The following is a 23,434-nucleotide window of genomic DNA, read 5'->3' on the forward strand; positions in this document are numbered from 1 at the left end:
ATGGAAATATACCAGAATGCGTGCGATCTACTGAGCCACGTTTCTCCATCACCTCTTACTCTTGCCCGCGTTGCAGGAACATTACTCGTCTATCGAGTCCAGGACACAGAACCGGAAGAATTTGAGTGGTTCACCACCCAAGTGAAACAATGTCTGGATGAAGAAGAAGTTGAAGAGTTAGTTGAATCCATACATCGCACAGATGCTTTGTAATCGCTGAAAAAGCGGGAGTCACGCTCATATCAGATACCGCAGCATTTTCGAGAGTAATTCCACTGCATTAGCTTGAGGCGTATACACAGTTTCCCCAGACAGCGCAATCACAATCCTTTGCCGCCTCGCCCACTCAAACCCCCACTTGGCCTGTTGTGCTTCTGGCTTCCTGGTTTCTTTGCAAGCCACGATGGATGGGACAATACTATTAACGAGAAAACATAGCTCTGATTATTAGAACAAAGATGTTTGAAAGTTAGCATTTGAGTAAAAAACTCTCAGGCGTTATATGGAAACAAATGAACTAGAAGCAGATTCACTCAAGCGAGTCTTTGGATTACCAACTCTAGTGATTTACGGAGTGGGTGACATTTTGGGTGCGGGAATTTATGCGGTAATCGGAAAAATTGCCGGACTTTCCGGTACTTTGGTTTGGGCTTCGTTCTTGAGTGCTATGACTGTAGCTGCATTCACGGCTTTAAGTTACGCAGAACTTGGCAGCCGATTTCCACAAAGCGGTGGAGTAGCCTACTTTGTCCATAAGGCATTTCGCACCGACTGGCTCTCAATATTGGTCGGTTGGTTAATGTTTTGTACATGCTTAGTTTCGATGGCGACGCTCTCGAAAGCATTTGCTGGCTACTTCAACGCTTTTGTACCAGCAGTTCCAGCTTGGCTAATTATTCTGGTGCTTTTTTCAGTACTGGCTTTTGTCAATTTCAGAGGCATGAAGGAGTCCTCGGCTCTCAATATTTTTTGTACATCTATTGAGGTTTCTGGCCTTTTAATTGTGATTTTGGTTTCAACCTTATTTTTGAGCGGTGGCGGTGCAGCTAATCCTGCTGCTGTCGCTACCGAGCCAGCCGTAGGTTGGAACGCAGTTGTTCAGGGAGCAGCACTGGCTTTCTATGCCTTCATTGGATTTGAAGATATTGTTAATGTTGCAGAGGAAGTTAAAAATCCCGAACGTAACGTGCCAAGGGCAATTTTACTGTCCTTGGCGATCGCCGGCGCAGTCTATATACTCGTCTCCTGGCTTGCTGTTGAGGTACTCAATCCCTCCGAGCTTGCTGCTTCAGGTGCTCCATTACTTGATGTAGTTCGTCGAGCGCAGCCCAATTTTCCCCAGGTCATTTTTACAATTATTGCTCTATTTGCCGTACTCAATACGGCACTGTTAAATTTTGTCACCGCATCACGGCTGTTGTATGGGATGTCGCGTGAAGGACTGCTAAGTGCTTGGTTAGGGAAATTACATCAACGCAGAGCCACGCCTTATCGAACGCTGCTGGTCATTTTACCAATTGCCATTTTTTTGGCGCTTTCTGGAACACTGCAAGTTTTAGCAGGAACCACTGCCACCTTGATCCTGGCAATGTTTTGTCTTGTCAATCTTTCGTTGCTACTCATCAAACGCCGAGAAGTTGAAACTAACGGGTTTCAGGTTCCCTATATAGTTCCGGCGATCGCCTTACTGCTCAATCTCGTTTTGTTTGCTTTTGCTTCTGGGGCAAGTCACATTTTAGCACTTGTGTTTGTAGGAATTGGAATGCTTCTAATTCTGACCCAAAAGGCTTTTAGAAGAGGGTGATGTTGGGCGGGGTCTGCTTTCCCTTCGATAGTCAAACGATGTTTGTCAACATACAGAGTCCAGGAATAACCTTTGCTATCTGGGGCCCCTGCTAACTCTACGTCCTATTTCAGCCTGACCAGGGTAGAGAGCGATCGCCCTGGCTGAACTTCTACCGTGACTTCACACGCAATCTCCCACTGCGGAAACTTCGCCACCAATTTCTTGATCACAATCCGCAAGGCTGGATCATCATTCCAACACTCCAGCAAAAAGTCAAACCCCGGATTCTGCCCCGAATTCGCCGCAACCTTGAGTTTCTGCATACGTTGTGGTCGCTCCAGGAGCAGAATGTCTGCGGGGAAATCCTAGTTAATAGCTATATTCTGCAACATTTTTTTCCAAAAAATACAGTCGGTAACAAGTTACTATACAGCAGTTACTCAAAAACAAGTAAAGCAAGATTATGGCAATTATTACAGGTACTGATGGAGACGATATTTTAATTGGAACTGCTGGAGATGACAGAATTATCGCTAGTGCAGGCGATGATACCATTACTGGTGGAGATGGTAACGATATTGTTGATTACAGTGGCTTAGGACAACCTGTAATAATTCAACCAGCAGGTTTCCAAAAAGGTGCAATTGGAACTGACATATCTAAAGATGTAGTTGAAACCTTGATTGGTGCAACGGGACAGGCTAATAGTATTGATGCTACTACCAATAACACAAATGTATCAATAATCGCTGACTTATCTAAAGAAAGACTAGAAATCAGGGTTGGGGGTTCAACGCGAATTGCAGTTAAGGTGATAAATTTTGTTAATGTAACTGGTACAAATCAAAAGGACACTATTACTGGTGATGCTGTTGATAATCAATTATCAGGCAGTGGTGGTAATGATATTATTAGAGGTAGTGCAGGTAATGATACCTTGAATGGTGGAGATGGTACTGATACGGCTGATTACAGTAAAATAGGTGTAAGCTCTACCATTTTCATTGATGGAACTCTTAAAAAAGGTGGCGGACTAGGTACAGATTTACTTTTTAATTTTGAAAACGTTGTTGTTGATGCTAGGGCTGCAAATAACACTATAGATGCCTCGATTTCTTCTTCATCGCCCTTTATAATTGGAGATGCATCAGTTAACGCTAACCTTGAAACTCAAAGTTTCGTAATTAATAATCTTCCTAGCGGAAATACAGCTGGGTTCACATTGATAAATTTTGATAATATCAAAGGTACAAATCAAAGTGACACGATTGTTGGAGATAAACAAAATAATCTGCTATTTGGTAATGGCGGGAACGATACACTTTCTGGTAAGAGCGGAAACGACACACTCGCTGGTGGCCTAGGTACAGATACTCTCACTGGGGGACAAGGTGCAGATAAATTTGTTTTTACCAGTGTATTAGAGGGTGTTGACATTATCAAAGATTTCAAAGCTGTTGAAGGTGACAAAATTCAAGTTTCTCAAGCAGGGTTTGGTGCTATTGATCTCGGTGACTTTAGTTATGATCCCCTAAATGGTTCTTTGTTCTTCCAAGAATCTAGATTCGCCATTGTTGAAAATAAGCCTATTGGTTTTCAAGCTAATCTAGACATTCAACTAGTTTAAACTTAGGGATTGTGTAAGTTCGCTACCATAGCGGGACTTAGAGGTTGTTTGAAAAGTGGCAGATTGAGCCTTAAATGCAACTTACAGAAGCGAACGTGAATTCCAAAACCCGCATTATCTCGTTCAACTTCTAGGATAGCCAGAGTAGTCAAACATACGTTAGATGACTTTTCAAATAACATCTTAGAGTCTTCCTTGCTCCAATTGCTGTTATGGTGCTACTCGCCAAAACTTTAGATGACAGAAGATCACAAAGATAATACTTGCTTCGTAATTATTGTAACTCTGCAATACTTGCAGCAGACTTCTTGGGCAACCTTCTTGACGACTGCTGCTTTCATCTGATTCACTGAAGGAGGGTTATCTTCAAATGCGATCGCTGCATTTGCCAACGACTGAACCAACCGCGCACGATAGAACTCCTGCTGCAAAATGGACAGAACACTCAGCACGCCCAATTCAGACCAATCCCCCAAATCCTCATTGTGCAGAGATAAAAAAGAGGTGTCCAAAAGCACAAACTTCAAAGGCGGCTAAAAAATTGGTGTTCTTAGATTCGCATGAGAGATGATGATACCATGCTAGAAGAAGCGGTGGAAGCCGCAGTCTTTCTTCAAGAGAGCAGCTAAATTTCTTTGCCCTAACTTAGATCGATTGTCCAAGGTTTTTCAGATCATGGAAAACCATAAGGAGAAATCCAAATGAACTATGACATCAAAGACAAAACCATTTTGGTTACGGGCGCAAATCGCGGCATCGGCAAGGCGATAGTTGAGTCCTTTATTGAACACGGAGCCAAAAAAGTCTATGCGGCTGTTCGTCAGATCAACAGTGTCTCCTCATTGGTTGAACAATACGGCTTACAGGTAGTACCAATTCAGGTTGATTTAGCTGATCCCCAATCTATTGTTGCTGCTGCTCAGACTGCCCCAGATGTGCAAATAGTTATCAATAATGCAGGAGTTTTTCAAGCTGGAACTCCCTTAGCTGAGAATGCGATCGCCTCTCTCGAATTTCAGATGAAGATCAATGTATATGGATTGATCTACATGGCTCAGGCGTTTGCCCCGGTACTCAAAGCCAATGGAGGTGGTGTTTTTGCCCAAATCAATTCTGTTGCTTCGCTCAAGGGTTTCCCCGACTCTGCCACTTACTGTGCCTCAAAAGCTGCGGCCTATTCAATCACCCAGGCATTACGAGAACTATTGAGTGAGCAGGGCACGCTTGTGCTAAGTGTTCACCCTGGCCCGATTGCCACGGATATGGGCGATGCGGCAGGAATGAGTGAGGTTGCACAGCCACCAACGCTTGTAGCAGATGGGATAATAAAAGCTCTCAAAGCTGGGGATTTTCACGTCTTTCCTGACTCGGTGGCTAAACAAATGGGCGATGCTTATAGAAGCTTTGCCCAAAATGTCGTTGAGGTGTCATCAAGTTAACTGATGATGCAGGGTAATGCTTTAGACAACGGTATTTTGGTATTAAAAAGCAAGCCCAAACTCTTCTCGATTGTACAGATTCACTACTCCTCCTAATTTATCAATACCCCATCAACACACGCAACCCAGTATTGTTTGCATTCGCGGGAACTCTCACATAAGTTTCTATTCAATTAATATCCCCGGCAAGTGGGAATTATGCTAGCTGCAACCCTTTATTGAGCATCCATAAAAACAAACAGATGGGCTACTTTTCCATTTTCTATGACAAAAAAATCCATGCCGGTTAAGACATTTGGCTGGGGGCCAGTCCGAATATTCCAGAATAGCCGAGATCCATTTTGCGTACTTTCCATCGGTTTTGTTGCCACAAAATTGAAATTAGCATCGTCCGCAAATAGCTTGTCGATAAAGTCAGAAACGGCGCTAATGTCGGTAAGGATAAAATCCTTGTCATACATTTTTATATCGTCTGCATAGATGGTTTGCATCAATGCGTCACGCGTTGTACGGTCTTTTTCATTCCAGACAGCAGTATGTGTTTGCTGGAGATAATTCATTGCCTGTGCATCCATGAGTAGACTGGCTAGTTTGTTTTCTAAAACGATATGACTTTACTGCCCAAAAGTAAGCGTTGTCTTTGATGCGGAACGTTGATGGTTTCCATTCAATTAAAGTCATTCCACTCAATCAGCACCCCATCCACAATCGCAATCCCCCACTGCGGAAACTTCGCCAATAATTTCTTGATCACAATCTGCAAAGCCGGATCGTCATTCCAGCACTCGTGCAAAAACTCAAGACCCGGATTCTGCCCCGAATTCCCCGCAACCTTGAGTTTCTGAATCCGCTCCGGTCGCACATTTGACAAAAGCAACAATCGCCTCATGCGACCATTTTTCAGCACTGGGGACAGGCGCGGCTCAGAAATTATACTTTTATAATGGCAGTGAGTCGAATGGCACTAAGAAAAGCTGAAACCTCGTCAGGGCAGGGTGGGGGAGGTGTGGGAGGAAGAGGGAGTGTGGGAGGGGTGGGAGGTGTGGGAGGATGGGGAAGAAGTCTTACCCCCCACACTCAAAAAGCAAGTTATATCAGGGCTTTGCGATTAACTTCGTGCCATTCGGCAGTGAGTCCAAACGAATCAATCGCATTATCGATTTAAGTAGCGATGTCTTTAAAATATAAAATGACAGCGATAGTAATTTAACAATCGCTCTATGAATCAGGAATCGCCTCAATTTATCAACCATATTGTTTCAAGTTTGCGTTCAATTGAGGGAATTACAGCCATCTCATTGGGGGGTTCACGGGCACGGGGCAACCACACCAGTAAGTCAGATGTGGATTTGGGAATTTATTATAATTCAGAAAACCCGCCCGATTTAATTGCTCTAAATCGCCTTGCCTCTGAGCTTGATGATAACCATCGGGTAAATTTGATTACTGCGATTGGTGGATGGGGAAAGTGGATTAACGGCGGCGGTTGGCTACAAGTTCAAGGTATAGGTGTAGATTTTCTCTATCGTGATTTGGCGAAGGTCAATCGTGTGATTGATGATTGCCATGCTGGACAAATTACTATTGATTACCAACCAGGACATCCTCATGGTTTTGTATCCTCGATTTATATGGGTGAAATTGCTATTTGTCAGGTACTTCATGACCCGGATGGTGTTTTAGAAGCTTTGAAGCTCAAAACAAAGCCTTATCCAGTTAGGCTCAAACACGCAACTATTGATACTTTCGCCTGGGAAATCAGTTTCTCGCTGGTGGTTGCAAAAAAAGCGATTGCACGTGATGATGTTGTTTACGCAGCAGGTTGTTGTTTCCGCAGTGTGGCGTGTATGAATCAGGTTTTATTCGCCCTGAATGAAGATTACCTGTTGAATGAAAAGGGAGCGGTGGCAATCGCAAGTACATTTGCTATTTGCCCAACTGACTATCAACAACGGGTTGAGCAAGCGTTTGCACTTTTAGCTGCTTCTTCAAAATCGATAGCTGAGGCGATTGCGATTCTTGAGGCGATTGAGGATGATTTGAGTCAATGGTATGGAAATCGGCGATTATCAATGTAATTTTATGGCAATTGAGTTATTCAAGTTCAGGTAGCCAAATTTCTGCGATGCCGAATAGCCCGTCGTAGACATCGCAAAAGTCTCCACATCAATACTTCCCACGCTAAATGCTAAATTTTATTTAGCCATCCAGCAGGAGTTTTCTTTTTCTTATGTGGTTCTGGTCTGCCGATTCAGTAGAGCAAGAATTATTTGATTTGTACGCTCCAGCCCTGCGATCGCTCGGTGTAAATTTCAGTGACGAGCAACTCCAAGACACTCTAGAAGCATCAAGCTATTGTTTAGAAGATGCTTTCAGGAGCGCAATCGTTTATATACTCTGGCTCGAAGAAAACCTCAAGCCCATCTACCCGACTGCGATATTAATCGAGGCACTGGCAAATCAATGGCGCACCAAGTACTGGAAGCCGGAGTATCTAGAACTTGAACAATTGCTCTCTCCCGGAAAGCGCTGGTGGAGGGCAGCAGTGGATAAGTGGGGTTACGACGAGCGTAATCAACTGGTTGCAGATATATTTTACGACCACGGGCAGGAATTTATTAAGTTCCGAAATGGTAAAGAAATTCTGGTTGATACTGCTTATAAGTGGGGATGGCAGCGAGTCGCAGATTATGCGTCCCCGTTTTCAGAAAGTAATTCGTCGCTTGGCAGCATCAATGCAAGGGAACTTTGATCTACACCTTCTGCACAAGAGTAGATAAGCGCCATCAAGCAGCAATCACTTTAGCTGCGCGCTATTCTGAGGCAGTGTAATTTTTGTATGATTTGTTACCTCTCCAAATTCACCAGCACCCCATCCACACAAGCAATCCCCCACTGCGGAAACTTCGCCAGCAATTTCTTGATCACAATCTGCAAAGCCGGATCATCATCCCAGCACGAGAGCAAGTACTCAACCCCCGGATTCTGCCCCGAATTCGCCGCAACTTTCAGTTTTTTCATACGCTCCGGTCGCATATTTGACCGCGCAACTATCGCCTCATGCGACCATTTTTCAGCGCTGGTGACAGACGCGGCGGAACTTTCACCCTCATCAACTGCTTTGATTTCTACACCCAAAACCGAGTTTTCAACCAACAACGAAGTGGAATTACCCTGTTCTACCTGCTCTTGTGTTTGATTAGCGATCGCAAAAGTTGAATAAAATTCATTTTGATTGACGGACGCGGCGGAACAAGTACCTTCATGACAGTCCCTCGCTTCAATGCTACAATCCTGCTTTTCAGCCAACAACGAAGCGGAATTACTTTGTTCTACTTGCCCCTGTGTTTGATTAGCGATGGCTACGCCCGCCGCAGGCATCGCAGAATTTAAAAATTTTTCATTTTGAGCGACGGGCGCGGCGGAACCAGTACCTTCATGACAGTTCCTCGGCTCAACACCACAGTCCTGGTTTTCAGCCAACAACAAAGCAGATTCATCTTGTGCAGCATCCACGAGCGTTAGCGTCGTGCAGTCAATTGCCACAGGCAAGTCTTTTTCTTTCTCTGACACGCTTTGAACAGACTGAGGCGAAGCGCCCCTCAAGGGCGCATGAGCCGTCTCTTCAACACGCGAATTTCCTGTAAGCGTGTCAGAGAAACATCTCACCAACTCATTTGATGAGTTGGTGAGATGTTCTTGAGTAGTTCGTGAGGGTTCACAGAACCCTTGCTCTGAATCACTTTGACCTAAAATAGATGCTTCGTACAAAGCACCCATTTCTTCACAGCCAGCATCTATCTCTGAGTCCCCAGCATTTGATTCTCGTTTTTCAGCATTTGGTTCTTGTTTTTCAGAATTGGCTTTCTCCCAAAATTCTTTCATCCGACTGCCATGCAAATTTTTTACCATCCAGCTAGCCGTTTCCCTGCCATCCTGAATCGACTTGTCGGGTTTAAAAATGAATAGTCCACTGTCAGATAGAATTTTCTTTGCAGAGATAAAAGTACTGTACCCCAAAGCAGAAGTCAGAGGCATCCACCGAGAACCATAAGGGTCAGCCGTCCAGCACTCTTGCCACAATTGCGTAACTGAAGGCTTTTGCTGCGAAGTCCATAACATATCTTCTATGGGAATAATCACATGAAGCCTTTTATATGGGGATTGTGGTTTACTAGCAGCCTTTTTGAGCTTGGGCTTTGTAATAGTTGCAGTCATCGTATAATCTCCTATTTATATTGACGCACGGAATTTTCCCTACAGCGATTGCAAGGTTTGGTACTTACATTTAGTTGTCTAAAAAATTATCAGTACATTGAAAGCCTATTGAGGTTGCCAGAATCGCAACTCGTCTCGAAAATATCTATCAGTTTTCTTGGACTGGTTTCGCCAGCAATCCCAGGCAACCAACACTTCCTCGCCTAAATCCTCTACGACTTCACCCCTTTCCACATACAAAGTGCGATATGGATCAGCATGGGCAACGATAGAACCAACGCCAATAGTGCGCGGTTGAAGGGATGCTTTCTGGAGAGCCGTAATTAACTCTGTTTCTTCACTGGTCAATTCCGCCCAGTAGTCCTGTTTGATTACCTCATACTCTTGGGCAACACTACAAAACTCTTGCCAAGTACACCCAGGCTTTGCAAGTACTTGCCGAATTTCACTAACCGCTTGGGGAAGCATTTCTAGTTGCTCGGCTCGATATGCGATCGCATTTGGTGTCGGTTCACTCCCCAGGATTATCGCCGCAGCTTCGAGTGCTTGGGTGTTGTTCATGGCACTGGCAAGATTCTTTAACGCCATGCCCATCAGCCGCAGACATTCTTGGGCATTTTCCTTGGGAGGTTCAACAGCTAGCGATCGCAAATCAATAGTCTTCTCCAGTGCTTGCTTCACCTGCTTGTTCAAAACTTTAGTCGCCTGTTGGGTCATGGTATTTTCCCACTGTTGGGAGGGATGCTGTTGTACAGCACGTTCTAGTTCCTGAATGCGCTGCTGGAGTTGTTGGTTTTCAATCTCCAGTTTTCGTAATCCCTCCATTTCATCCAAACGCTGCTGTAACTGAATATTCTGCTCCTTCTGCTGCTTGTACAATTGCTGCAAGGATTGGATTTGTTCTTGTACCTGGGCTTCGGCTCTAGTAGCTGCTTCTGTTTGTAGCCCAATTCTCAATTCCTGGGAAAGTCGCTCTAACTCTTGCTGATGCTGTTCTTGAATTTGGGCAATTGCTTCAGTATATTCTGGTGGATAAGTCTGCTCTCTAGGAAAGGGAACACTGGCAGCATCTAAATCAGTATTGTTGATAAGCAGCCTCTTACCATCAGCAAAGGTAACAATCTGTTGCCAACGATTTGGTGCGTCTGCCTCAATGGTTCCCTCTTCTCCATACCTTGGGTGTGACTGTTGTGAAACTGTGACAATGGCTTTTTGAGGAACCACTGGTTCTTGAATTTTGGGAACCATTGGTTCCTGAATAGATTGCTTTTTGCGTGGAAGTTGAGGAACCACAATATTTGCAGCAGCAGCAAAGTCTGAAACGCTTGGGTCAGGGTTATCTTTGAGAGCGATCGCTACAGCTTGTTTTAGTTTCTCTGGTTCCTTGACTAGCCGCAGCAGTGGACGAGCTTGGCGCTCATTTTTGATGTGTCCGCCCAACTCACCAACTGCGTCTATGACTTTCTTTGCCCCTAGCAGCTGGTTGATCCGTCGGTATCCACCCCAAGCGTATAATTCACGCTGGCAGTATTCTGAAAAGTTTTTATATCCAGCTTGCAAGTAAAGCTGCTGTTCCCTCATCTGAAGGATTTCATCTACCGCTTGCCATTCAAATCGGTCGATGGCGGTGAAGGTTTCCTGGATACTGGTGTTGAGGTTGCTGTAATCGAGTGCTGATGTTTCTTCTCTTTCTAGTGTCAGCATATCTCTTGCCCACTATGTATGGTAAATACTAGGAATGTTGCAGTTAGTAAGGGACTTGCAGGAGCCGTTAGGCTTATCGCATTAGGCGACTTCAGCAAACCTTGTGAATCGGCTCAAGTCCGGGTAAACCGCTTTAAAGTAAATAATTTCGTTCTCTTTGTGATCAAGATGAAGGTATAAATGAACTTCGTCTGGATCTTTCCTGAAAGTACTTTTTCCTCGCCAGCAGTTTTGTTCTGATTTCTCCCAGTTACAAGATTCAGCATAAATGTCTGCAATGATTGCCTTTGGTGCATAACTTTCAACTGTGGTGACTGAAGCGTGGATATTTCTCTTGTCCTTATTCACCAAAAACAAGTTATATGCAGGTGCGATCTGAACAAGGCTGACAAAAAACTGGATGATTTCTGGAACTGCTTTTTGAAGAATGATGCGATCGCTCTCCAGCGTGAGCAGTTGATCCTCTACTATCGGGTAGGAGAACAAGCGATCGCGGATTGAAATGTTTCGCTGGCTGACTCCAGAGATGGCCAAGTTTTTCTGAATATCCTGAATATTATCTCTAATCGTGTGGTAGAGAAAAAGTTCAGTACCAAAATTAGGGCCAAAAATCTTACCCATGCTTTCGTAGAACCGCGCCCCTTCATGTACGGATGATGGAGCATCCAGACACCAGCCTTTAGGGTCTGTCATGATCCGATGAATAATTTCATCATGTTTGGCATTACCGTTCCCAAGCCCAGCAAGCTCTAAGTAAACTCGTCTGTCTAACAATGAAGGGTAAATGAACTTATGGCGTTTGGGGTATTTCAGTCTAAGGCAGTCTTGCAGCAGTGAGGATAAGCCTTTTGTGCTGAATAAATTGGGATTGTCTTGGAGTAGTAACTGGAAAACTGGTAAATTAGACATACTATTTCTTTGCTAAAGGATTAGTCTGGGCGATTGTTCTTCTTGGCGGGAGGCGATCGCTTTTAACTTAGTCCAAGAGTAAATATGTCAATAAAGTTTTCTAGTGACTCAAATAAAAATGGCGTGGGATTCATAACTGTATAAGCTCGTACATAACTAAAGAATTATGTTAGCACGAGTTAGTACGCTGTGATCTATAAAAAACAAAACCCACCTAATGCTCGGCGGGTTTGTCCTTGATAACAGTGTTAATAATGTGATCACGCCATTGCCTGAGAGTGGTGTTCTCGTCTCTCAGGCGACTAATTCCCCCAGGCATTCCTCTACAAGAGATTCAAGTCTTTGAACTCTTTGCTCAATCTGTGCTACATCATGGCCATTTTCCGAATTTTCTGTCTCTACATATTCTTTAATAAATTTTAAAAGTACATCTGTAACAGTTTTGCCCTGCGCTTCGACTTTAGACCGAAAAGCTGTTCGTATCTCCTCTTCAATGCGAATCGTTAGACGAGATTCAATAGCCATAGACAATCTCCTTTTGTTTTAGGTTATCACAAGCCGTTAGTACGATTTATTCTATCAGGAAATATATTGGACTGGGGTTTTGTACTAACTATATTGACAAACGTACTAACTCGTACTAACATAGTAAATATGAAGGAGGAAATAAGCGCAACGCCTCCTAGTAAATAAAGATGCGCTTACTACAGAACCTTGACAGCACAATCCAAAGTGACTGCTTGATGAGTAACCGAGGCACTGGCACAACCAGAGAAGGCGAGGGGTACACAGCATAGAAATGGATTTGCACTTAATAAGAAATTACTAGCAGGACTACGGACGGCAGTTGAAGCGTTTGAAGTCGTACACGTCGCCTGATACGCTGTATCTCCTGTATTGGTATCGCTCAAGTGCCACTGGCTTTGAGCCACAAATATATGGCTACGCCGAATCTATTTGAGAGCGTTGTGCCAAACCACAACGTTGTTTGCACACATAACAAAGGCGATCGCCCTCGTCTGGTAAACAAAGCGATCGCCTTTTCCCCTATCACGGAGATCAATATTATGACTTACGAAACACTAACACAGCAAGCAATTCCTAGTTCTTCTCGTGACGAGCAAGCCACAGCCCAAGCTGAACTGTACACCCACCTCGAATCCCAAGCCGAAACTGTAGCACCAACCCAAGATCCTCTCACCAGCAGAGATCGCCGCATTATTGGCGAGATTATCGAAGTCCAACCCGAATCAGTGCGTACAATCTGGATCGAAGGCGGAATCACAGTATGGGTGCAATTTGTCGGTGGCGGACGGTTAGCCTTCGATCGCAACTGGTTCGCTACAAGAGTTTCAGAAGTTAAAGCGACGCTACCGGAAACTCCACGGGAAAGGAATCAGCGCTTGGAGTCCGAGTTGAAAGAAGCTTGCACTGTTTTCGGTTTGTATCACGGTGAGATTGATTATCTAGTATTCAGTACGAAAGTTTATCGCCAGGGCAAGTTAGTTGGCTTCGTTGGCTGGGATGAAGAGGGCTGGTATGCTAAACCCAGACAGTACGGACTTAATCGCGTGGCTCCGAGTGCCGAACAAGTGATTGCCTCCTTAGGAGTCCGAGCAGCAGTAGCGGCTTAGTTCTGCAAGTGAAAAGGCGATTGCTCCCCCAAGAGAAACGCAATCGCCTCCAAAATGTAATAGCCAATAAACAGAATCATGGCACAAAGTACAGCTTGTAACTTCTCCCTTTAACTAGATGACTGCCAACAAAAAATTTTGCTTTCTCTAGTAGATACGAACGCATAGGTGTAAGAAATACCTATTACTGGAAGTGAGAAAGGCGATTGCAGCCATAGAGTTATGCAATCGCCGCTCAACCGAAATTTAGACAATCGAAATCATCATGGCACACAGACTATGATTAGCCCATTTTCTCTTCAAGTAGCCCAATCGGATGATCCAAGAGAGAGAATTCTCCTGCCTCCAACCGACCCCAACGCAGAGGTCATGGAAATCTTTGGATACAATCTGGTTTACGTTGGCGGAGCTTGCCCCAGGAATTATCGAGTATACAAGGCTCACTCAATGATTGGGGTAATATTTCAGCATATTACGCATTGGTCAAATGCGGTAGATAAGATTCGATATGCCGAGCCGGTTGGTGCAGCAGTCGGACTAGACGACTTCATGACGATGGCAGGCAGATTAACAGCGACTACAGAACAACCACTCACAGAAGAGGAATTACTAGATAAAGAATTCGATGCACTGACGAGTGACGAGTGGGAACGCTTAAAAAGGTATGTTCCACAAGCGAAAGATTTGGTTGCAGCGTAAGGAAACGGGTGGGTAGTAAGACCCACCTGTGTGGCAAGGAGCAAACTTAAATCTTATCGAAATAGAACAACACAATTCATTGGATAAATCAATGGAAGCGATAGAAATACTGAAGCAATTCAACTCGTGTTACGTAAATATTCAGGCTATTGCACAAAATGAAACTTGGCTTTTGTTGATTGCAGACAAGAAGATTGACCCAGAAGCAGCCACTCACTTGGGCGATGTCCTGCACTACTTGAGTGAAGTAATGGGTTGTGTAGAAGAAATCGTTAAAGTCAAAACAATTCAAAATTACTGAACTGCTCACTTACGAATTAAAAGCAATTCCTGGCACTGTCATAAATAGCTAAGTCGAACACTATCCAGTATCAACGCAATTTTTAGCAACAAAAACGCAACTATGGAAACCATCAAAATCAACAACAGCGTCTTTCTCATTCCACCCAGCCAACCTAAACTGCAAGCGAATTGCGCTAAGGAATACGGGCAATTTCTTCTCGATTGTCCTCCAAAACTAACGATTCTAGAAGCACAAGCAGGCGGATATCTCAAAGGTAATAAGGCTGACTTTGCGATCGCAATCTCTCGCCCTGACCGTGCCTTGACCATCAACGAGAACTTCACTAACGAACCATTCACTGAACTGTGGGTGATTCCTGTTGCTGGCGGACTAAAAGACCAGTTCAAGGGGCCAGCCTCCATGCTGCTTTCTTTCCTGATCCACCGCCGCAGTAAAGACAATTTTGCTGGATTGTACAACCACTTCGCCCATCGTGCCTTTCAGCAGTGGTGTGAAGATGGAATGCCGGGAGATCCAAAAGAATTTTGCTATACGGCGATCGCTAGCGTACTGAAAAACTACATTTTCTGCGCCGAGTTTCAGAAAGTGGAAGGGACACTTGGAACGTACTGGTTCATTCAGTGGTCGTATCGCAATCCCCAATCTGATTTTGAGAAAGATGCTCTTGAAGCAGCAGAGATGATTCGCTCTGGTGCGGAATCTGGAGCAACACTTCACTGGGTAACGAATGAAACTTACGAGCGCTGGGCTAGTAATGCTGTCACTGCACCAGCATTACCCCCAGTTTCGGAGACTGAGGCACGGCTATCTCTGCAAGGACAGAATCAGACAGCAATGCCGCAAGGGAAACGGAAGTAATTAGACATTACAACGGCGATTCAAAAGTGAATCGCCACTACATAAATTAACGATTCAAACAACTCAATGAAAATCGGTACTGTTTCAATTAGTTATTCCAGAAAATTTAACTTGGGCAACTACGAATCAATTGAATTAGGTTGTTCACTTTGGGCACAAGTCGAGGATGAAGAAGATGCCGATGGTGTAGTTCAATTCCTTTATCATCAGGCAAAAGCAGCAGTCAAAGAGGCTGTCATGCCTGTGATTAAAGCTAACGAATTCCAAATTAGTAAAGCTAAATCTCAACGGAAAATGGCAACTGATGAAGGTGTTGCAGAAATAGATAATTTTTGAACAAATCCAACATGAAACAACTAACAGGTTTTATTCCCATTGCCGCATTACCAGAATCTACTGCGGCTTCTGCTAAACAACAACTACTGGCAACAATTGAATGGCTCCAATCTGAGGGAGCGGCAACTGAAACTAATCTCAAACTACTAACTGCAATTGTTGAGTCTATTCTTTGGTCTGAAGAATCATATACCCGATTTTTACAGTGTGGGTTTGATGCAGCAATTGAGTTATTTGATATTACTTCTCAAAACTGGGAATTTGGAGAGTCAATGTCATCACCTCATAATCCCAGGAATTGGGATAAGTACAAGCAGCTACAACACTAGTTGATCCAGATTAAATCAATAAACTCCTATCGTAAAACTGTACGCAGTGAATTACAAAGTAGAGGAAATAATCAGATGAATCTTTGGTCAAGAATGGATTTGATTGCATTAACAAATGAACGCTTTTTAGGAGACTTGGATGATTTCATTTTTGATTACAGTGGCGGATGGATGATTAAGCTTTTGTATCTGATTAAAGTGAATGTTGCTCTTTGGTTTGGATGGGAATCGGAGCCAGAATACAACGATTGGCATTGGGGGCTAGCGTATTTTGACAGCGAAGTAAGCTCATCTTGGGATACTCCTATTGGAGCTTGTGACTGGTTAGAAATCTGTACTCCCGTCAGTTTTCTAAAATGGCAGTATGGTATCGCTGAAAACTCGAATTACTAATCGATAACAAGTTAATCAGCAAAGGATTAAAAATGGCTAATCTTCCACCAATTAATTCAGTTGTAAAAGTCATTAAAGCCCTGACAGAAAAAGATCCAAGGTTAGGGCAAACAGGTACAGTAATCCAGTATTCAGTACATGGCATGGTTTGCGTTCATTTCCCAGACATGCCGCCTGGTCAAGGAATTTTTTTCAATGCACATCATTTACAAATCATAGAGTAATAGCCAAGATTATGCCGAGAAAATCCACTCATCCCACCCCTACTGATAAGTCCTCACTGTGCCTACAATATCTCAATCGTTGTGGTGGTAGCGCTCGATTGTGTCATATCAACTTCAGTCTGTCAGTTATTCAAACCTTAGTCAATCAAAGAAAGGTAAAGATTAGCAATACTGGTGCAGGGTTTTTTATTGAATTGGAAGATGCAAAATGAAAACACAGAAAGTAACTCATCAATCATATTTGCCTTCAAATAATAAGAGTAAATTAGTTCTTCGTCGGACTCGAAAAAGATTTAACCCCAAAGTATTCATAGACCGCACGATAGAAACAACTGCAATTGTCTCTCTGCTCTTAACTGGCTTTTCAGGAGTAGTGGCAATGGGATGTTGGGGAATGGAGATTATTGACACAAATGCTAATCCCAACATAATCATCTCTGGTTGGGAGCAACAGAAAAATATTTGCCTGGGTGCAATGTTGGTCAGTTTTTCTGCATTCTTAGGCAGTTCTTTAGTCGGAGCAAGTTTTAGTATTCAACGAGATAAATTTTAGGTTAGTTAACGGTAATGAAAGAGTACAAAACTAAACATGGCGGCTACAAAATTGAGACTGCCGAGTTATCAGATGACGCTGTGGATGTTCATGTGGGAAAAACAGGTCTGTTAAAAACAACTTGGGCTACTCCTACGACTCAAACATTTGATAATCATACCCAGGCTGTTCGTCACGCCAAAAATGCTATTGATAACGGCGAAATCGATTCAGTTTTTCAAGGTTAAAACACTAATGGAAATCAAGTTAACTACATCAGAGATTCGGACTATCTTACAAGGCTGTCAACATACATTGCGGCTTGTTGGCAGTAGCCGAGATTATCGCAACATTCAGTCTTCGCAGTATTTCTCTACATCAAAAAATGTGGTGCTAAATGATGCGTTCAATATTTTAGGAGAAATAGTGGATGCAATTGATCAGGTGGAGCAAATTAATCAACAAGGAGAACCTAAATATGGAGCAGGAAATTAAAAATGCAGTCGGTTTGGGTAGCCCAGAACTGGTAATAGAGTCAAAATCGGAGCCGGAACCAAAACCGGAACCAAAACCAACAGTAACGATTTATGATTTTGCCGCTCTGTTATCTAAGCACGAACCACCCAAAAAACAGCAATAAATATGAAACGACCAGTTTTTCTCTCTTGTATTAGTGCAGCAGCAGCAACAATTATTTGTGGATATTTCGGCACTCAATATCTCGGCAGAAATATCATGTACGTCATTAGTGGAGCAATAGCCGGGACTGGGATCACAGCATTCATGGTTGACCGAATTACTGGTCAAAATGAAATTGACCAAGTTATGTTGCGCCGACCTCGACCTTTAAATAGACCCACCAGTTGTATAGGTTGCAAATACTATCACGGGATCTCTTACAACGGCTCCCCTTTAATTTGTTCTGTTCATCCCGAAGGCATTGAGAGCGCGGAATGCCCCGATTGGCAAGGCTTTCAACTATCTAAAGAAGGAGCAAGAAAATGACATTAACCCTAGATAATCGCTCTCAAAATAAAGAATCGTCCCTGACGCAAGCATTACGGCAGATACAACAACTAAACTCCAAGATTCAGGAGCTAGAGCAGCAGCATCTCTCTTACGTGCATCAGCAACAGAATTTGATTAGTGCGATCGCTGAAATCTGTGTTTCTCCAATGCAGGAAGTACAGGCGCTGCGGATTCTGATTTATAAGGGAGAAGCAGCTTGTCGGCAGTATCTGCGTTCGGTGCTAGTCAAACAGGGTCAGGCTTCAAAAATGACCACAGGACAAATAGAAAAACCCACTTTAGATAAAAGAGCCAAAAACCGGGGTTTTCTGCAAAATTCAAAAAAATGAATTTTCTTTCTCATAGAGGCGCGGAATCAGTCAGGGCAAGGGATTGAGCAGACCATGAGACAGTTATTTTCACGGCATTACTAGGGTTTTGAGCCTCATCGAAATCATCCGCGTGTCCCAAAGCCTTGATGCTACCGTGTTTGAGGTCGAGCAGAGTCTCATGGTCTGCTTGCTTTTTAGCAAAGGCACAAAAATTGTGATTCGATATCGCTGCATCAAAAGGTCGGATGAAAGATTTTATAAATAATTGCATTATGTCAAACAAACACTTACTGAAGGTGAAACGGATTCATCCTAAAGAATTTAAATTGAAGCACGGATTATCGGTGTCCGAGATTCATGAACTAAGCGATTATCCACCAGAAACTCTTAAGCACTGGTTAGCTGACGAGTATAGTAGTCGTTACCAACAACCAAAAGAATCTGTCTTAAATCATTTTGGTTTACTAGATTTATATTTAAGTGCTTCTTAAATCAAAAAAGGTCACACAGACACTACCCGCTTCGACGTGGGTTTTTTATTATAAAAGAGCAAGGTCAATAGATAGTCAATAGTTGTTTGTCATGGACATCAATATTGATACAGATATTGACAGTGACGTTGATACAGAGATTGACACAGAGATTGACACAGATATTGACTATCTTTTTGAGACTATTGACACGGATTTGACTAAGTTCATGAAGTCACAATGGAGAGAACAACTTTTTCATCAAAAACCAAGCCAATCGGGAGTCAATTTCTTGCTTTTACCGATGTCAAAAGCCAAAGCAACTAAAATTTTAGGCATCTGCCCCCGTACATTAGAACGGTGGACAGAAGTAGCTCAACTTGTTCCAGAGTATAGATTAATACTCTTAAGAATGAAAGCTTTTGCTCAAGAAAAGAGACTACGTGCGCCATTAATGACAACGTATCAAGTATGGGTAGTAGGAAAGATTGGCGAATTGTTTTCTGACATTGTTCAAGGCATTGATAAAAAGCCCCTTGTTGAGGCCATTATTGAAGCTAACAAAGGTGAATATACTCGCAGCAACTTTGAACAAGAACAACTTAGATTCACATCATACGGTTTAGGAGAAATACATCATGTCGAATAGCATATTCACCCGTGCAGAATTATTTGAATTATTGAGTGCTAGCTACAGCCCAGAGCAAATTATTGCTGGGTTAGAACAACTGGCTCAGTCAGATCCAACAGTTGATCCGAACGCTCAAGAATTTCCCGTAGATATTAGCGATCGCTTAGAAAAGTTGTTCAATCTAGCGCAAGCAACCCTCGACAAATCGAAGCTGTTAGGAGGTAGCAGCAATTTGGCGAATATACAGACTCATGCAATAGACATGGCCACTGAACAATTACAATTTGTTGGAGTCAGTCGGGAAACTTTTAAAGCATTCTTGGATATCGTGGCAGGCAAGACTGTTGCTCAAGCGCTGGCAGTTCATGAGTTTGAGCAAGGATTGTTCGATGAAATCACGAGTGAACTTGATGCTCGTTCATTACAGCGACGCACAGAGCAAGGTTTTGATGAAATAGCGTTTATTTATCAACTGGCCAAGAATCCCGAAATCAGGCAACAAATTACCCAAGAGTACGGGTTAAAGGCTGGGGATGAGGTAAAACAAGAGGTTCAAAAACTCACTAATACTGCTACCCCTGGTTTTGACCCGAAAGCATTTTTAGACGAATTAGGAGTCCCAACACCAGAAAAAAAGTCGAAACTACCTGCGACGATTCAGGATCTGAAAAATTTGACACGCTCTTTGTTGAGCAAACAACTCCAGTCTCCAACTTAAAATGGCGCAAGTTCTTCAAGGAGAATCTTTTCGGATTCTCAGTCATTTTTTTTCTAGTTTGCATTGGGCTGTCTGTTTACGTTCGCGTTATTAATGCACCGCCACCCCAGACAACACAAAGTATCTATGGGCTTCAACAATGAAATACCAGAAGCAAGCGATGTTGGGATTATTGGGCATGGGGTTAATCGCAAGTCCTTGGTTATCACAACTGCCAGCCCAATTCAAAACTTACAACAGTGGCATTACTATTCGTGAGTCTGAAGAACTAGAACGCATTAAAGCCGAGCAAAGGGCAGCGACCGCCGACAAGATTAATTCTCTCGGAGTTACGCCCTCATTCAGTAAATTACGAATCAGGAACTATCTAGACTCAAAAAAACGTAACCCTAGACCTGACACTACAGGTTATTTAGAAGATGAGACAGTTTTTGTGTATGACTCAACGGGTTTTTGTATTGGGCGAATTGAACAGAGGCAATGGCGGTGGAAGTATAGATTCAAAAATGCTTGTAAGAATTCACCACTGTACCAAGATTCTCATGATTGATTTATGAAATATCTCACTCCAAACAAATCTAATTCCCAACCAAAACCAGAACCATCACCACAAGGAGAGCCGAAAAAAGGAGGGAGTGACTACTTAGAATTATTAGCTCGGTGGATTGTAGCATTAATCTCACTGCCAGTCATCTTTATTTCACATATCATTGCCCAATTTGTTACCCCAGGCACACCCGGATACAAGCTGGTTGGTGCAATTGGTTTCTGGATTGGCACACTCCTTTCTACTGATAGCATCTGGCAGGTTTTATTTCAGGGAAAACCGATTTTCCCCTGGTTTGAAACAGAATGGATTGGTTGGTTTGGTTGGTTACAACTCCTATTTAATCCCTTGTTTTGGATTAGCTTCGGTATCTCTGCACTTGTTCAAGTTATGGAAGCGCGAACATTGCGTGGGAAAGACCCACAACAGGCCAAGAACGAGTTTGAGGAATCAAAACAATACACACTCGGCAGTAAACCAAATGGGAATATCGACCTGACAGTGGCATTGTGGGGCGATTACAAAGCTGCTGGCATGAAAGAACGTCACACAGGTGGAGCGATCGCACTATTTTTCTGGGTTTTGGATCTGACTACTACCTTCGTTGGTCGTAATCCCTTCCGCTACACTAATCCAGCCGCAATTTTGGGTTGTTTTGCTTATAACTGTGCCTCAATGATGGCTGGTGAGATTGGTTACAACATTTGGAAACTTACTAAGTAAGAGAAAAGAACATGCAGCAACAAATACCAATACTAGGAACCAAAGAAACGGCACTTTTACGTGGCGATTACCCCAGTATTGAGTATTTGGAAGCTGGGAATACCGCCTCTTGGTTACAAGAGCGTCAAGACCAGTTATTAGTCCGCGCTAAAGATGAGCGTAATGGCATGAATCTGGCGAAGTTCATCACACTGGCCACAGCTGCAACTGGCGCAGTTTGTTATGCTACCTCTCCTCTTGCTCCCATCGGTGCAGTCTTCGCTGGTGTTGGTTATCTGTGGTCAATTGTTCAAGACCTCAACGATACCCATCAATTTGCACCAATCCCTTTTATACGTGGTGGCTTTTTTGAATTCCTCTCGGCAATGGGAGATAGTGTTGCCAGGGACGAATACTTTGCGAACTTCAATGAACTGGCTGACTTGATGTTGCATCTGGAGCCAATGTCTAAGTATGAGTTTGCCATGCTCAAGCAATCATCTCATGTGGTGTGTGAATACTTGAGCGCCGTTGAGCCAGGAAAAAGATTTTACGCTTACCGTTGGTTACTTGATTGGTTTATTCAGTTACGTGGGCAGTTTCCCACCCGTGAGCAATTGTCTGGGCATTTAGCGCAAGTGACAATTGACCCACGAGTTAACTACCAACAAGTAACAGTTATTCAAGAGGCCATACAACCGCAAAATCTTGGTATCCCACAAGCTCGATTTGCTCAATTACCGATTCCTGATGTGGGAGCAAGGTTTGTAGAGGAAACGGGGCAGAGCGCAGGGGAAATTTCTCCCATACCTTCTGCTCCCATGCAAAGTGCTTCTTCTCCTCCAGTCAATACCGATATCTCCATCTACACCACTAAACCCCAAGTGCAGTATGACCTAATTGGGCATATTGCTAAAAAAGTTACCAATATGCTGTGGGTTGGTGTCCCTGGTTCTGGCAAGGGCATCACCATTAGCAATGCAATCGATGCTATTAAGCGACTGCATCCTGGCATACACATCTTTTATATTGACCCCAAAGGTGACGAGAAAGAAACCGGTTATTTCAAAGGTCGTGTTGATACTTTTAAACGGGCTAAAATCCTAGAAATGTCTCCGGTCGAAGCCGTTAAATGGGTCAAAGAATGCTTTACCGAATTTCAAAATATCTCTGGCTCCAAGCTGATTATTTTAGATGAAGGAACGGCTGTCTGTTCCAAATTTAAAAATACCAAGGGTGAGATTGGCTGGCTCAAAGACAAAATCATCTCTTACTGTTCTTGCGGTGATAGTTCCGGTTGGCATTTCTGGATTGTCGTACAAAACCCGCACACTGATGACTTGGGCATTTCTGGCGGACTGCGATCGCAGTTAACGTCTGTGGCGTTGGTTCATCCTGATAACGTCCCAGCTTACAACGCCATGATTGCCACTCAACTCATCCCCAGCGATCGCAAGATTACTTCAACCCAAGTCATGGAAATTGCCGCACAATCACCAGTCGGTCGAGCAGTTTATTACGGCGGCATCAATGAATGGATACCAATGCCTCTATTAAAGAATTTCTCTGGTTATGACCGGGATACCAAAAACTTTATTGACTCTGCACCAAGTAATAAGCAAACCTCTCAAGCTGAAACTAATTCATCAACCACACCAACAACCCAAGCTCAACAGATGTTGGCGCTCTTAGAGAAGACGAAAGCCAATTCCATTGATGAGTTTATCCAAACCGAGTTGAAATTAGATGGAGTTCCACCAGAGCTTATCCGAAAAGGAATCGAAAGATTGCTTCAGAATTCACATCTTAAGTACAAATTCGACAGTTGCGATAGTAATCAAAATTAAAATTTGTTGAATAACCTATGCAAGACGATAATCAAAACACTTCCCCATCAGCAGCCTCAAGCCCTTTAGAAAAGTTAACAGCGAGTGTTGTTAACTTTTTTAACAGTCTCTCCTTACTGGTGCAGAAAAGTCCTGAATGCTTGATATATGGAGGATTTTACTGAGACAAGGGTGACAGAGAGGGGGA

General features: G+C 43.3%; 37 protein-coding genes. 28 read left to right on the forward strand and 9 right to left on the reverse strand.

Annotated features, from left to right (window positions below; genetic code table 11):
* Both ACEYW6_RS31795 and ACEYW6_RS31800 read left to right on the forward strand, forming a co-directional pair.
* Positions 1 to 213 (forward strand): hypothetical protein (locus ACEYW6_RS31795; RefSeq protein WP_412982925.1); only part of this gene is annotated, 213 nt, incomplete at its 5' end.
* Positions 214 to 502: 289 nt separating this feature from the next.
* Positions 503 to 1,804 (forward strand): APC family permease, encoded by a 1,302-nt coding sequence (locus ACEYW6_RS31800; RefSeq protein ID WP_412982926.1) that lies wholly within the window; start codon positions 503 to 505, stop codon positions 1,802 to 1,804.
* Positions 1,805 to 1,908: 104 nt separating this feature from the next.
* Here ACEYW6_RS31800 and ACEYW6_RS31805 read toward each other — a convergent pair whose 3' ends face one another.
* Positions 1,909 to 2,109: a hypothetical protein gene (locus tag ACEYW6_RS31805; protein ID WP_412982927.1), complete on the reverse strand. Its 201-nt coding sequence runs from the start codon at positions 2,107 to 2,109 to the stop codon at positions 1,909 to 1,911.
* A 140-nt stretch (positions 2,110 to 2,249) separates the two neighbouring features.
* Between ACEYW6_RS31805 and ACEYW6_RS31810 the strand changes: the two genes are divergently transcribed.
* A complete protein-coding gene (locus ACEYW6_RS31810) occupies positions 2,250 to 3,413 on the forward strand; it encodes a calcium-binding protein (RefSeq protein WP_412982928.1) in 1,164 nt (387 codons plus the stop codon).
* Positions 3,414 to 3,661: 248 nt separating this feature from the next.
* On the opposite strand, the gene ACEYW6_RS31815 is transcribed toward ACEYW6_RS31810, so the two are convergent.
* Entirely contained in the window at positions 3,662 to 3,925 is a 264-nt protein-coding gene (locus ACEYW6_RS31815) for a hypothetical protein (protein ID WP_190901510.1), read from the reverse strand.
* A 189-nt stretch (positions 3,926 to 4,114) separates the two neighbouring features.
* On the opposite strand from ACEYW6_RS31815, the gene ACEYW6_RS31820 reads away from it, so the two are divergent.
* Complete coding sequence (locus ACEYW6_RS31820; protein ID WP_412982929.1) at positions 4,115 to 4,852, forward strand: SDR family oxidoreductase; 738 nt, start codon at positions 4,115 to 4,117, stop codon at positions 4,850 to 4,852.
* A 215-nt stretch (positions 4,853 to 5,067) separates the two neighbouring features.
* On the opposite strand, the gene ACEYW6_RS31825 is transcribed toward ACEYW6_RS31820, so the two are convergent.
* Both ACEYW6_RS31825 and ACEYW6_RS31830 read right to left on the reverse strand, forming a co-directional pair.
* Positions 5,068 to 5,427 (reverse strand): hypothetical protein, encoded by a 360-nt coding sequence (locus ACEYW6_RS31825; protein ID WP_412982930.1) that lies wholly within the window; start codon positions 5,425 to 5,427, stop codon positions 5,068 to 5,070.
* Between the two features lie 92 nt (positions 5,428 to 5,519).
* A complete protein-coding gene (locus ACEYW6_RS31830) occupies positions 5,520 to 5,741 on the reverse strand; it encodes a hypothetical protein (RefSeq protein ID WP_412982931.1) in 222 nt (73 codons plus the stop codon).
* Positions 5,742 to 5,810: 69 nt separating this feature from the next.
* Here ACEYW6_RS31830 and ACEYW6_RS31835 point away from each other — a divergent pair, with 69 nt between their 5' ends.
* The 3 genes from ACEYW6_RS31835 (at position 5,811) to ACEYW6_RS31845 (ending at position 7,604) form a co-directional block, all read left to right on the forward strand.
* Complete coding sequence (locus ACEYW6_RS31835) at positions 5,811 to 6,017, forward strand: hypothetical protein (protein ID WP_412982932.1); 207 nt, start codon at positions 5,811 to 5,813, stop codon at positions 6,015 to 6,017.
* 55 nt (positions 6,018 to 6,072) lie between these two features.
* A complete protein-coding gene (locus ACEYW6_RS31840) occupies positions 6,073 to 6,930 on the forward strand; it encodes a nucleotidyltransferase domain-containing protein (protein ID WP_190971559.1) in 858 nt (285 codons plus the stop codon).
* Between the two features lie 152 nt (positions 6,931 to 7,082).
* A complete protein-coding gene (locus ACEYW6_RS31845; RefSeq protein WP_412982933.1) occupies positions 7,083 to 7,604 on the forward strand; it encodes a hypothetical protein in 522 nt (173 codons plus the stop codon).
* A 95-nt stretch (positions 7,605 to 7,699) separates the two neighbouring features.
* Here the strand turns inward: ACEYW6_RS31845 and ACEYW6_RS31850 are convergent, their stop codons facing one another.
* The 4 genes from ACEYW6_RS31850 to ACEYW6_RS31865 all read right to left on the reverse strand — a co-directional run bounded on the left by ACEYW6_RS31850 (position 7,700) and on the right by ACEYW6_RS31865 (position 12,208).
* On the reverse strand, positions 7,700 to 9,070 hold the full coding sequence (locus ACEYW6_RS31850) for a hypothetical protein (protein ID WP_412982934.1): 1,371 nt from the start codon (positions 9,068 to 9,070) through the stop codon (positions 7,700 to 7,702).
* Positions 9,071 to 9,175: 105 nt separating this feature from the next.
* The gene (locus ACEYW6_RS31855) at positions 9,176 to 10,774 is read right to left on the reverse strand and encodes a hypothetical protein (RefSeq protein ID WP_412982935.1); all 1,599 of its coding nucleotides are present in this window, start codon (positions 10,772 to 10,774) and stop codon (positions 9,176 to 9,178) included.
* Positions 10,775 to 10,855: 81 nt separating this feature from the next.
* Positions 10,856 to 11,683 carry a hypothetical protein gene (locus tag ACEYW6_RS31860; protein WP_229558011.1) on the reverse strand — a complete coding sequence of 276 codons (828 nt, stop codon included), beginning with the start codon at positions 11,681 to 11,683 and terminating at the stop codon, positions 10,856 to 10,858.
* Between the two features lie 294 nt (positions 11,684 to 11,977).
* Positions 11,978 to 12,208, reverse strand: a complete 231-nt coding sequence (locus ACEYW6_RS31865; protein ID WP_109012804.1) for a hypothetical protein — start codon at positions 12,206 to 12,208, stop codon at positions 11,978 to 11,980.
* Positions 12,209 to 12,621: 413 nt separating this feature from the next.
* Here ACEYW6_RS31865 and ACEYW6_RS31870 point away from each other — a divergent pair, with 413 nt between their 5' ends.
* The 15 genes from ACEYW6_RS31870 (at position 12,622) to ACEYW6_RS31940 (ending at position 18,350) form a co-directional block, all read left to right on the forward strand.
* The gene (locus ACEYW6_RS31870; RefSeq protein WP_412982936.1) at positions 12,622 to 13,317 is read left to right on the forward strand and encodes a hypothetical protein; all 696 of its coding nucleotides are present in this window, start codon (positions 12,622 to 12,624) and stop codon (positions 13,315 to 13,317) included.
* Positions 13,318 to 13,539: 222 nt separating this feature from the next.
* A complete protein-coding gene (locus tag ACEYW6_RS31875; protein ID WP_412982937.1) occupies positions 13,540 to 14,016 on the forward strand; it encodes a hypothetical protein in 477 nt (158 codons plus the stop codon).
* A 91-nt stretch (positions 14,017 to 14,107) separates the two neighbouring features.
* Complete coding sequence (locus tag ACEYW6_RS31880; RefSeq protein ID WP_412982938.1) at positions 14,108 to 14,317, forward strand: hypothetical protein; 210 nt, start codon at positions 14,108 to 14,110, stop codon at positions 14,315 to 14,317.
* A 102-nt stretch (positions 14,318 to 14,419) separates the two neighbouring features.
* Positions 14,420 to 15,178, forward strand: a complete 759-nt coding sequence (locus tag ACEYW6_RS31885) for a hypothetical protein (protein ID WP_412982939.1) — start codon at positions 14,420 to 14,422, stop codon at positions 15,176 to 15,178.
* Between the two features lie 66 nt (positions 15,179 to 15,244).
* On the forward strand, positions 15,245 to 15,514 hold the full coding sequence (locus ACEYW6_RS31890) for a hypothetical protein (RefSeq protein WP_412982940.1): 270 nt from the start codon (positions 15,245 to 15,247) through the stop codon (positions 15,512 to 15,514).
* A gap of 11 nt (positions 15,515 to 15,525) precedes the next feature.
* Positions 15,526 to 15,843: a hypothetical protein gene (locus ACEYW6_RS31895; protein ID WP_412982941.1), complete on the forward strand. Its 318-nt coding sequence runs from the start codon at positions 15,526 to 15,528 to the stop codon at positions 15,841 to 15,843.
* A gap of 75 nt (positions 15,844 to 15,918) precedes the next feature.
* On the forward strand, positions 15,919 to 16,236 hold the full coding sequence (locus ACEYW6_RS31900; RefSeq protein ID WP_412982942.1) for a hypothetical protein: 318 nt from the start codon (positions 15,919 to 15,921) through the stop codon (positions 16,234 to 16,236).
* A 32-nt stretch (positions 16,237 to 16,268) separates the two neighbouring features.
* Positions 16,269 to 16,460 carry a hypothetical protein gene (locus tag ACEYW6_RS31905; protein WP_190898465.1) on the forward strand — a complete coding sequence of 64 codons (192 nt, stop codon included), beginning with the start codon at positions 16,269 to 16,271 and terminating at the stop codon, positions 16,458 to 16,460.
* Positions 16,461 to 16,471: 11 nt separating this feature from the next.
* Complete coding sequence (locus tag ACEYW6_RS31910; protein ID WP_190898459.1) at positions 16,472 to 16,672, forward strand: hypothetical protein; 201 nt, start codon at positions 16,472 to 16,474, stop codon at positions 16,670 to 16,672.
* On the forward strand, positions 16,669 to 17,013 hold the full coding sequence (locus tag ACEYW6_RS31915; protein ID WP_412982943.1) for a hypothetical protein: 345 nt from the start codon (positions 16,669 to 16,671) through the stop codon (positions 17,011 to 17,013). The genes ACEYW6_RS31910 and ACEYW6_RS31915 overlap by 4 nt, the downstream gene beginning before the upstream one ends.
* 14 nt (positions 17,014 to 17,027) lie before the next feature.
* Complete coding sequence (locus ACEYW6_RS31920) at positions 17,028 to 17,240, forward strand: hypothetical protein (protein ID WP_412982944.1); 213 nt, start codon at positions 17,028 to 17,030, stop codon at positions 17,238 to 17,240.
* Between the two features lie 7 nt (positions 17,241 to 17,247).
* Positions 17,248 to 17,487: a hypothetical protein gene (locus tag ACEYW6_RS31925; protein ID WP_190937371.1), complete on the forward strand. Its 240-nt coding sequence runs from the start codon at positions 17,248 to 17,250 to the stop codon at positions 17,485 to 17,487.
* Positions 17,471 to 17,632 (forward strand): hypothetical protein, encoded by a 162-nt coding sequence (locus tag ACEYW6_RS31930; protein ID WP_190937372.1) that lies wholly within the window; start codon positions 17,471 to 17,473, stop codon positions 17,630 to 17,632. Before ACEYW6_RS31925 ends, ACEYW6_RS31930 begins: the two co-directional genes overlap by 17 nt.
* Before the next feature lie 2 nt (positions 17,633 to 17,634).
* Positions 17,635 to 17,997, forward strand: coding sequence for a hypothetical protein (locus ACEYW6_RS31935; protein ID WP_094346693.1), 363 nt, complete (start codon positions 17,635 to 17,637; stop codon positions 17,995 to 17,997).
* A complete protein-coding gene (locus ACEYW6_RS31940; protein ID WP_412982945.1) occupies positions 17,994 to 18,350 on the forward strand; it encodes a hypothetical protein in 357 nt (118 codons plus the stop codon). Before ACEYW6_RS31935 ends, ACEYW6_RS31940 begins: the two co-directional genes overlap by 4 nt.
* 10 nt (positions 18,351 to 18,360) lie before the next feature.
* Here the strand turns inward: ACEYW6_RS31940 and ACEYW6_RS31945 are convergent, their stop codons facing one another.
* Positions 18,361 to 18,603, reverse strand: coding sequence for a hypothetical protein (locus ACEYW6_RS31945; RefSeq protein WP_412982946.1), 243 nt, complete (start codon positions 18,601 to 18,603; stop codon positions 18,361 to 18,363).
* Between the two features lies 1 nt (position 18,604).
* On the opposite strand from ACEYW6_RS31945, the gene ACEYW6_RS31950 reads away from it, so the two are divergent.
* The 6 genes from ACEYW6_RS31950 to ACEYW6_RS31975 all read left to right on the forward strand — a co-directional run bounded on the left by ACEYW6_RS31950 (position 18,605) and on the right by ACEYW6_RS31975 (position 23,247).
* On the forward strand, positions 18,605 to 18,823 hold the full coding sequence (locus ACEYW6_RS31950) for a hypothetical protein (protein WP_335091277.1): 219 nt from the start codon (positions 18,605 to 18,607) through the stop codon (positions 18,821 to 18,823).
* A 91-nt stretch (positions 18,824 to 18,914) separates the two neighbouring features.
* Positions 18,915 to 19,451 (forward strand): hypothetical protein, encoded by a 537-nt coding sequence (locus tag ACEYW6_RS31955; protein ID WP_412982947.1) that lies wholly within the window; start codon positions 18,915 to 18,917, stop codon positions 19,449 to 19,451.
* A complete protein-coding gene (locus tag ACEYW6_RS31960; RefSeq protein ID WP_412982948.1) occupies positions 19,441 to 20,151 on the forward strand; it encodes a hypothetical protein in 711 nt (236 codons plus the stop codon). Before ACEYW6_RS31955 ends, ACEYW6_RS31960 begins: the two co-directional genes overlap by 11 nt.
* 139 nt (positions 20,152 to 20,290) lie before the next feature.
* Positions 20,291 to 20,701, forward strand: coding sequence for a hypothetical protein (locus ACEYW6_RS31965; RefSeq protein ID WP_412982949.1), 411 nt, complete (start codon positions 20,291 to 20,293; stop codon positions 20,699 to 20,701).
* A gap of 3 nt (positions 20,702 to 20,704) precedes the next feature.
* Positions 20,705 to 21,421, forward strand: coding sequence for a hypothetical protein (locus ACEYW6_RS31970; protein ID WP_412982950.1), 717 nt, complete (start codon positions 20,705 to 20,707; stop codon positions 21,419 to 21,421).
* 11 nt (positions 21,422 to 21,432) lie between these two features.
* Positions 21,433 to 23,247 (forward strand): hypothetical protein, encoded by a 1,815-nt coding sequence (locus tag ACEYW6_RS31975; RefSeq protein ID WP_412982951.1) that lies wholly within the window; start codon positions 21,433 to 21,435, stop codon positions 23,245 to 23,247.
* The last annotated feature ends 187 nt before the right edge of the window (positions 23,248 to 23,434 follow it).

It is taken from the genome of Nostoc sp. UIC 10607 (genome assembly GCF_047228265.1).
GTDB classification, from domain to species: Bacteria; Cyanobacteriota; Cyanobacteriia; order Cyanobacteriales; family Nostocaceae; genus Nostoc; species Nostoc foliaceum_A.

Coding starts and splice junctions, on each gene's coding strand:
- ACEYW6_RS31800 (WP_412982926.1), top strand. CDS start 503: ATGGAAACAAATGAACTAGAAGCAGATTCACTCAAGCGAGTCTTTGGA.
- ACEYW6_RS31805 (WP_412982927.1), bottom strand. CDS start 2,109: ATGCAGAAACTCAAGGTTGCGGCGAATTCGGGGCAGAATCCGGGGTTT.
- ACEYW6_RS31810 (WP_412982928.1), top strand. CDS start 2,250: ATGGCAATTATTACAGGTACTGATGGAGACGATATTTTAATTGGAACT.
- ACEYW6_RS31820 (WP_412982929.1), top strand. CDS start 4,115: ATGAACTATGACATCAAAGACAAAACCATTTTGGTTACGGGCGCAAAT.
- ACEYW6_RS31825 (WP_412982930.1), bottom strand. CDS start 5,427: ATGGATGCACAGGCAATGAATTATCTCCAGCAAACACATACTGCTGTC.
- ACEYW6_RS31830 (WP_412982931.1), bottom strand. CDS start 5,741: ATGAGGCGATTGTTGCTTTTGTCAAATGTGCGACCGGAGCGGATTCAG.
- ACEYW6_RS31835 (WP_412982932.1), top strand. CDS start 5,811: ATGGCACTAAGAAAAGCTGAAACCTCGTCAGGGCAGGGTGGGGGAGGT.
- ACEYW6_RS31840 (WP_190971559.1), top strand. CDS start 6,073: ATGAATCAGGAATCGCCTCAATTTATCAACCATATTGTTTCAAGTTTG.
- ACEYW6_RS31845 (WP_412982933.1), top strand. CDS start 7,083: ATGTGGTTCTGGTCTGCCGATTCAGTAGAGCAAGAATTATTTGATTTG.
- ACEYW6_RS31850 (WP_412982934.1), bottom strand. CDS start 9,070: ATGACTGCAACTATTACAAAGCCCAAGCTCAAAAAGGCTGCTAGTAAA.
- ACEYW6_RS31855 (WP_412982935.1), bottom strand. CDS start 10,774: ATGCTGACACTAGAAAGAGAAGAAACATCAGCACTCGATTACAGCAAC.
- ACEYW6_RS31860 (WP_229558011.1), bottom strand. CDS start 11,683: ATGTCTAATTTACCAGTTTTCCAGTTACTACTCCAAGACAATCCCAAT.
- ACEYW6_RS31865 (WP_109012804.1), bottom strand. CDS start 12,208: ATGGCTATTGAATCTCGTCTAACGATTCGCATTGAAGAGGAGATACGA.
- ACEYW6_RS31870 (WP_412982936.1), top strand. CDS start 12,622: ATGGCTACGCCGAATCTATTTGAGAGCGTTGTGCCAAACCACAACGTT.
- ACEYW6_RS31875 (WP_412982937.1), top strand. CDS start 13,540: ATGCAATCGCCGCTCAACCGAAATTTAGACAATCGAAATCATCATGGC.
- ACEYW6_RS31880 (WP_412982938.1), top strand. CDS start 14,108: ATGGAAGCGATAGAAATACTGAAGCAATTCAACTCGTGTTACGTAAAT.
- ACEYW6_RS31885 (WP_412982939.1), top strand. CDS start 14,420: ATGGAAACCATCAAAATCAACAACAGCGTCTTTCTCATTCCACCCAGC.
- ACEYW6_RS31890 (WP_412982940.1), top strand. CDS start 15,245: ATGAAAATCGGTACTGTTTCAATTAGTTATTCCAGAAAATTTAACTTG.
- ACEYW6_RS31895 (WP_412982941.1), top strand. CDS start 15,526: ATGAAACAACTAACAGGTTTTATTCCCATTGCCGCATTACCAGAATCT.
- ACEYW6_RS31900 (WP_412982942.1), top strand. CDS start 15,919: ATGAATCTTTGGTCAAGAATGGATTTGATTGCATTAACAAATGAACGC.
- ACEYW6_RS31905 (WP_190898465.1), top strand. CDS start 16,269: ATGGCTAATCTTCCACCAATTAATTCAGTTGTAAAAGTCATTAAAGCC.
- ACEYW6_RS31910 (WP_190898459.1), top strand. CDS start 16,472: ATGCCGAGAAAATCCACTCATCCCACCCCTACTGATAAGTCCTCACTG.
- ACEYW6_RS31915 (WP_412982943.1), top strand. CDS start 16,669: ATGAAAACACAGAAAGTAACTCATCAATCATATTTGCCTTCAAATAAT.
- ACEYW6_RS31920 (WP_412982944.1), top strand. CDS start 17,028: ATGAAAGAGTACAAAACTAAACATGGCGGCTACAAAATTGAGACTGCC.
- ACEYW6_RS31925 (WP_190937371.1), top strand. CDS start 17,248: ATGGAAATCAAGTTAACTACATCAGAGATTCGGACTATCTTACAAGGC.
- ACEYW6_RS31930 (WP_190937372.1), top strand. CDS start 17,471: ATGGAGCAGGAAATTAAAAATGCAGTCGGTTTGGGTAGCCCAGAACTG.
- ACEYW6_RS31935 (WP_094346693.1), top strand. CDS start 17,635: ATGAAACGACCAGTTTTTCTCTCTTGTATTAGTGCAGCAGCAGCAACA.
- ACEYW6_RS31940 (WP_412982945.1), top strand. CDS start 17,994: ATGACATTAACCCTAGATAATCGCTCTCAAAATAAAGAATCGTCCCTG.
- ACEYW6_RS31945 (WP_412982946.1), bottom strand. CDS start 18,603: ATGCAATTATTTATAAAATCTTTCATCCGACCTTTTGATGCAGCGATA.
- ACEYW6_RS31950 (WP_335091277.1), top strand. CDS start 18,605: ATGTCAAACAAACACTTACTGAAGGTGAAACGGATTCATCCTAAAGAA.
- ACEYW6_RS31955 (WP_412982947.1), top strand. CDS start 18,915: ATGGACATCAATATTGATACAGATATTGACAGTGACGTTGATACAGAG.
- ACEYW6_RS31960 (WP_412982948.1), top strand. CDS start 19,441: ATGTCGAATAGCATATTCACCCGTGCAGAATTATTTGAATTATTGAGT.
- ACEYW6_RS31965 (WP_412982949.1), top strand. CDS start 20,291: ATGAAATACCAGAAGCAAGCGATGTTGGGATTATTGGGCATGGGGTTA.
- ACEYW6_RS31970 (WP_412982950.1), top strand. CDS start 20,705: ATGAAATATCTCACTCCAAACAAATCTAATTCCCAACCAAAACCAGAA.
- ACEYW6_RS31975 (WP_412982951.1), top strand. CDS start 21,433: ATGCAGCAACAAATACCAATACTAGGAACCAAAGAAACGGCACTTTTA.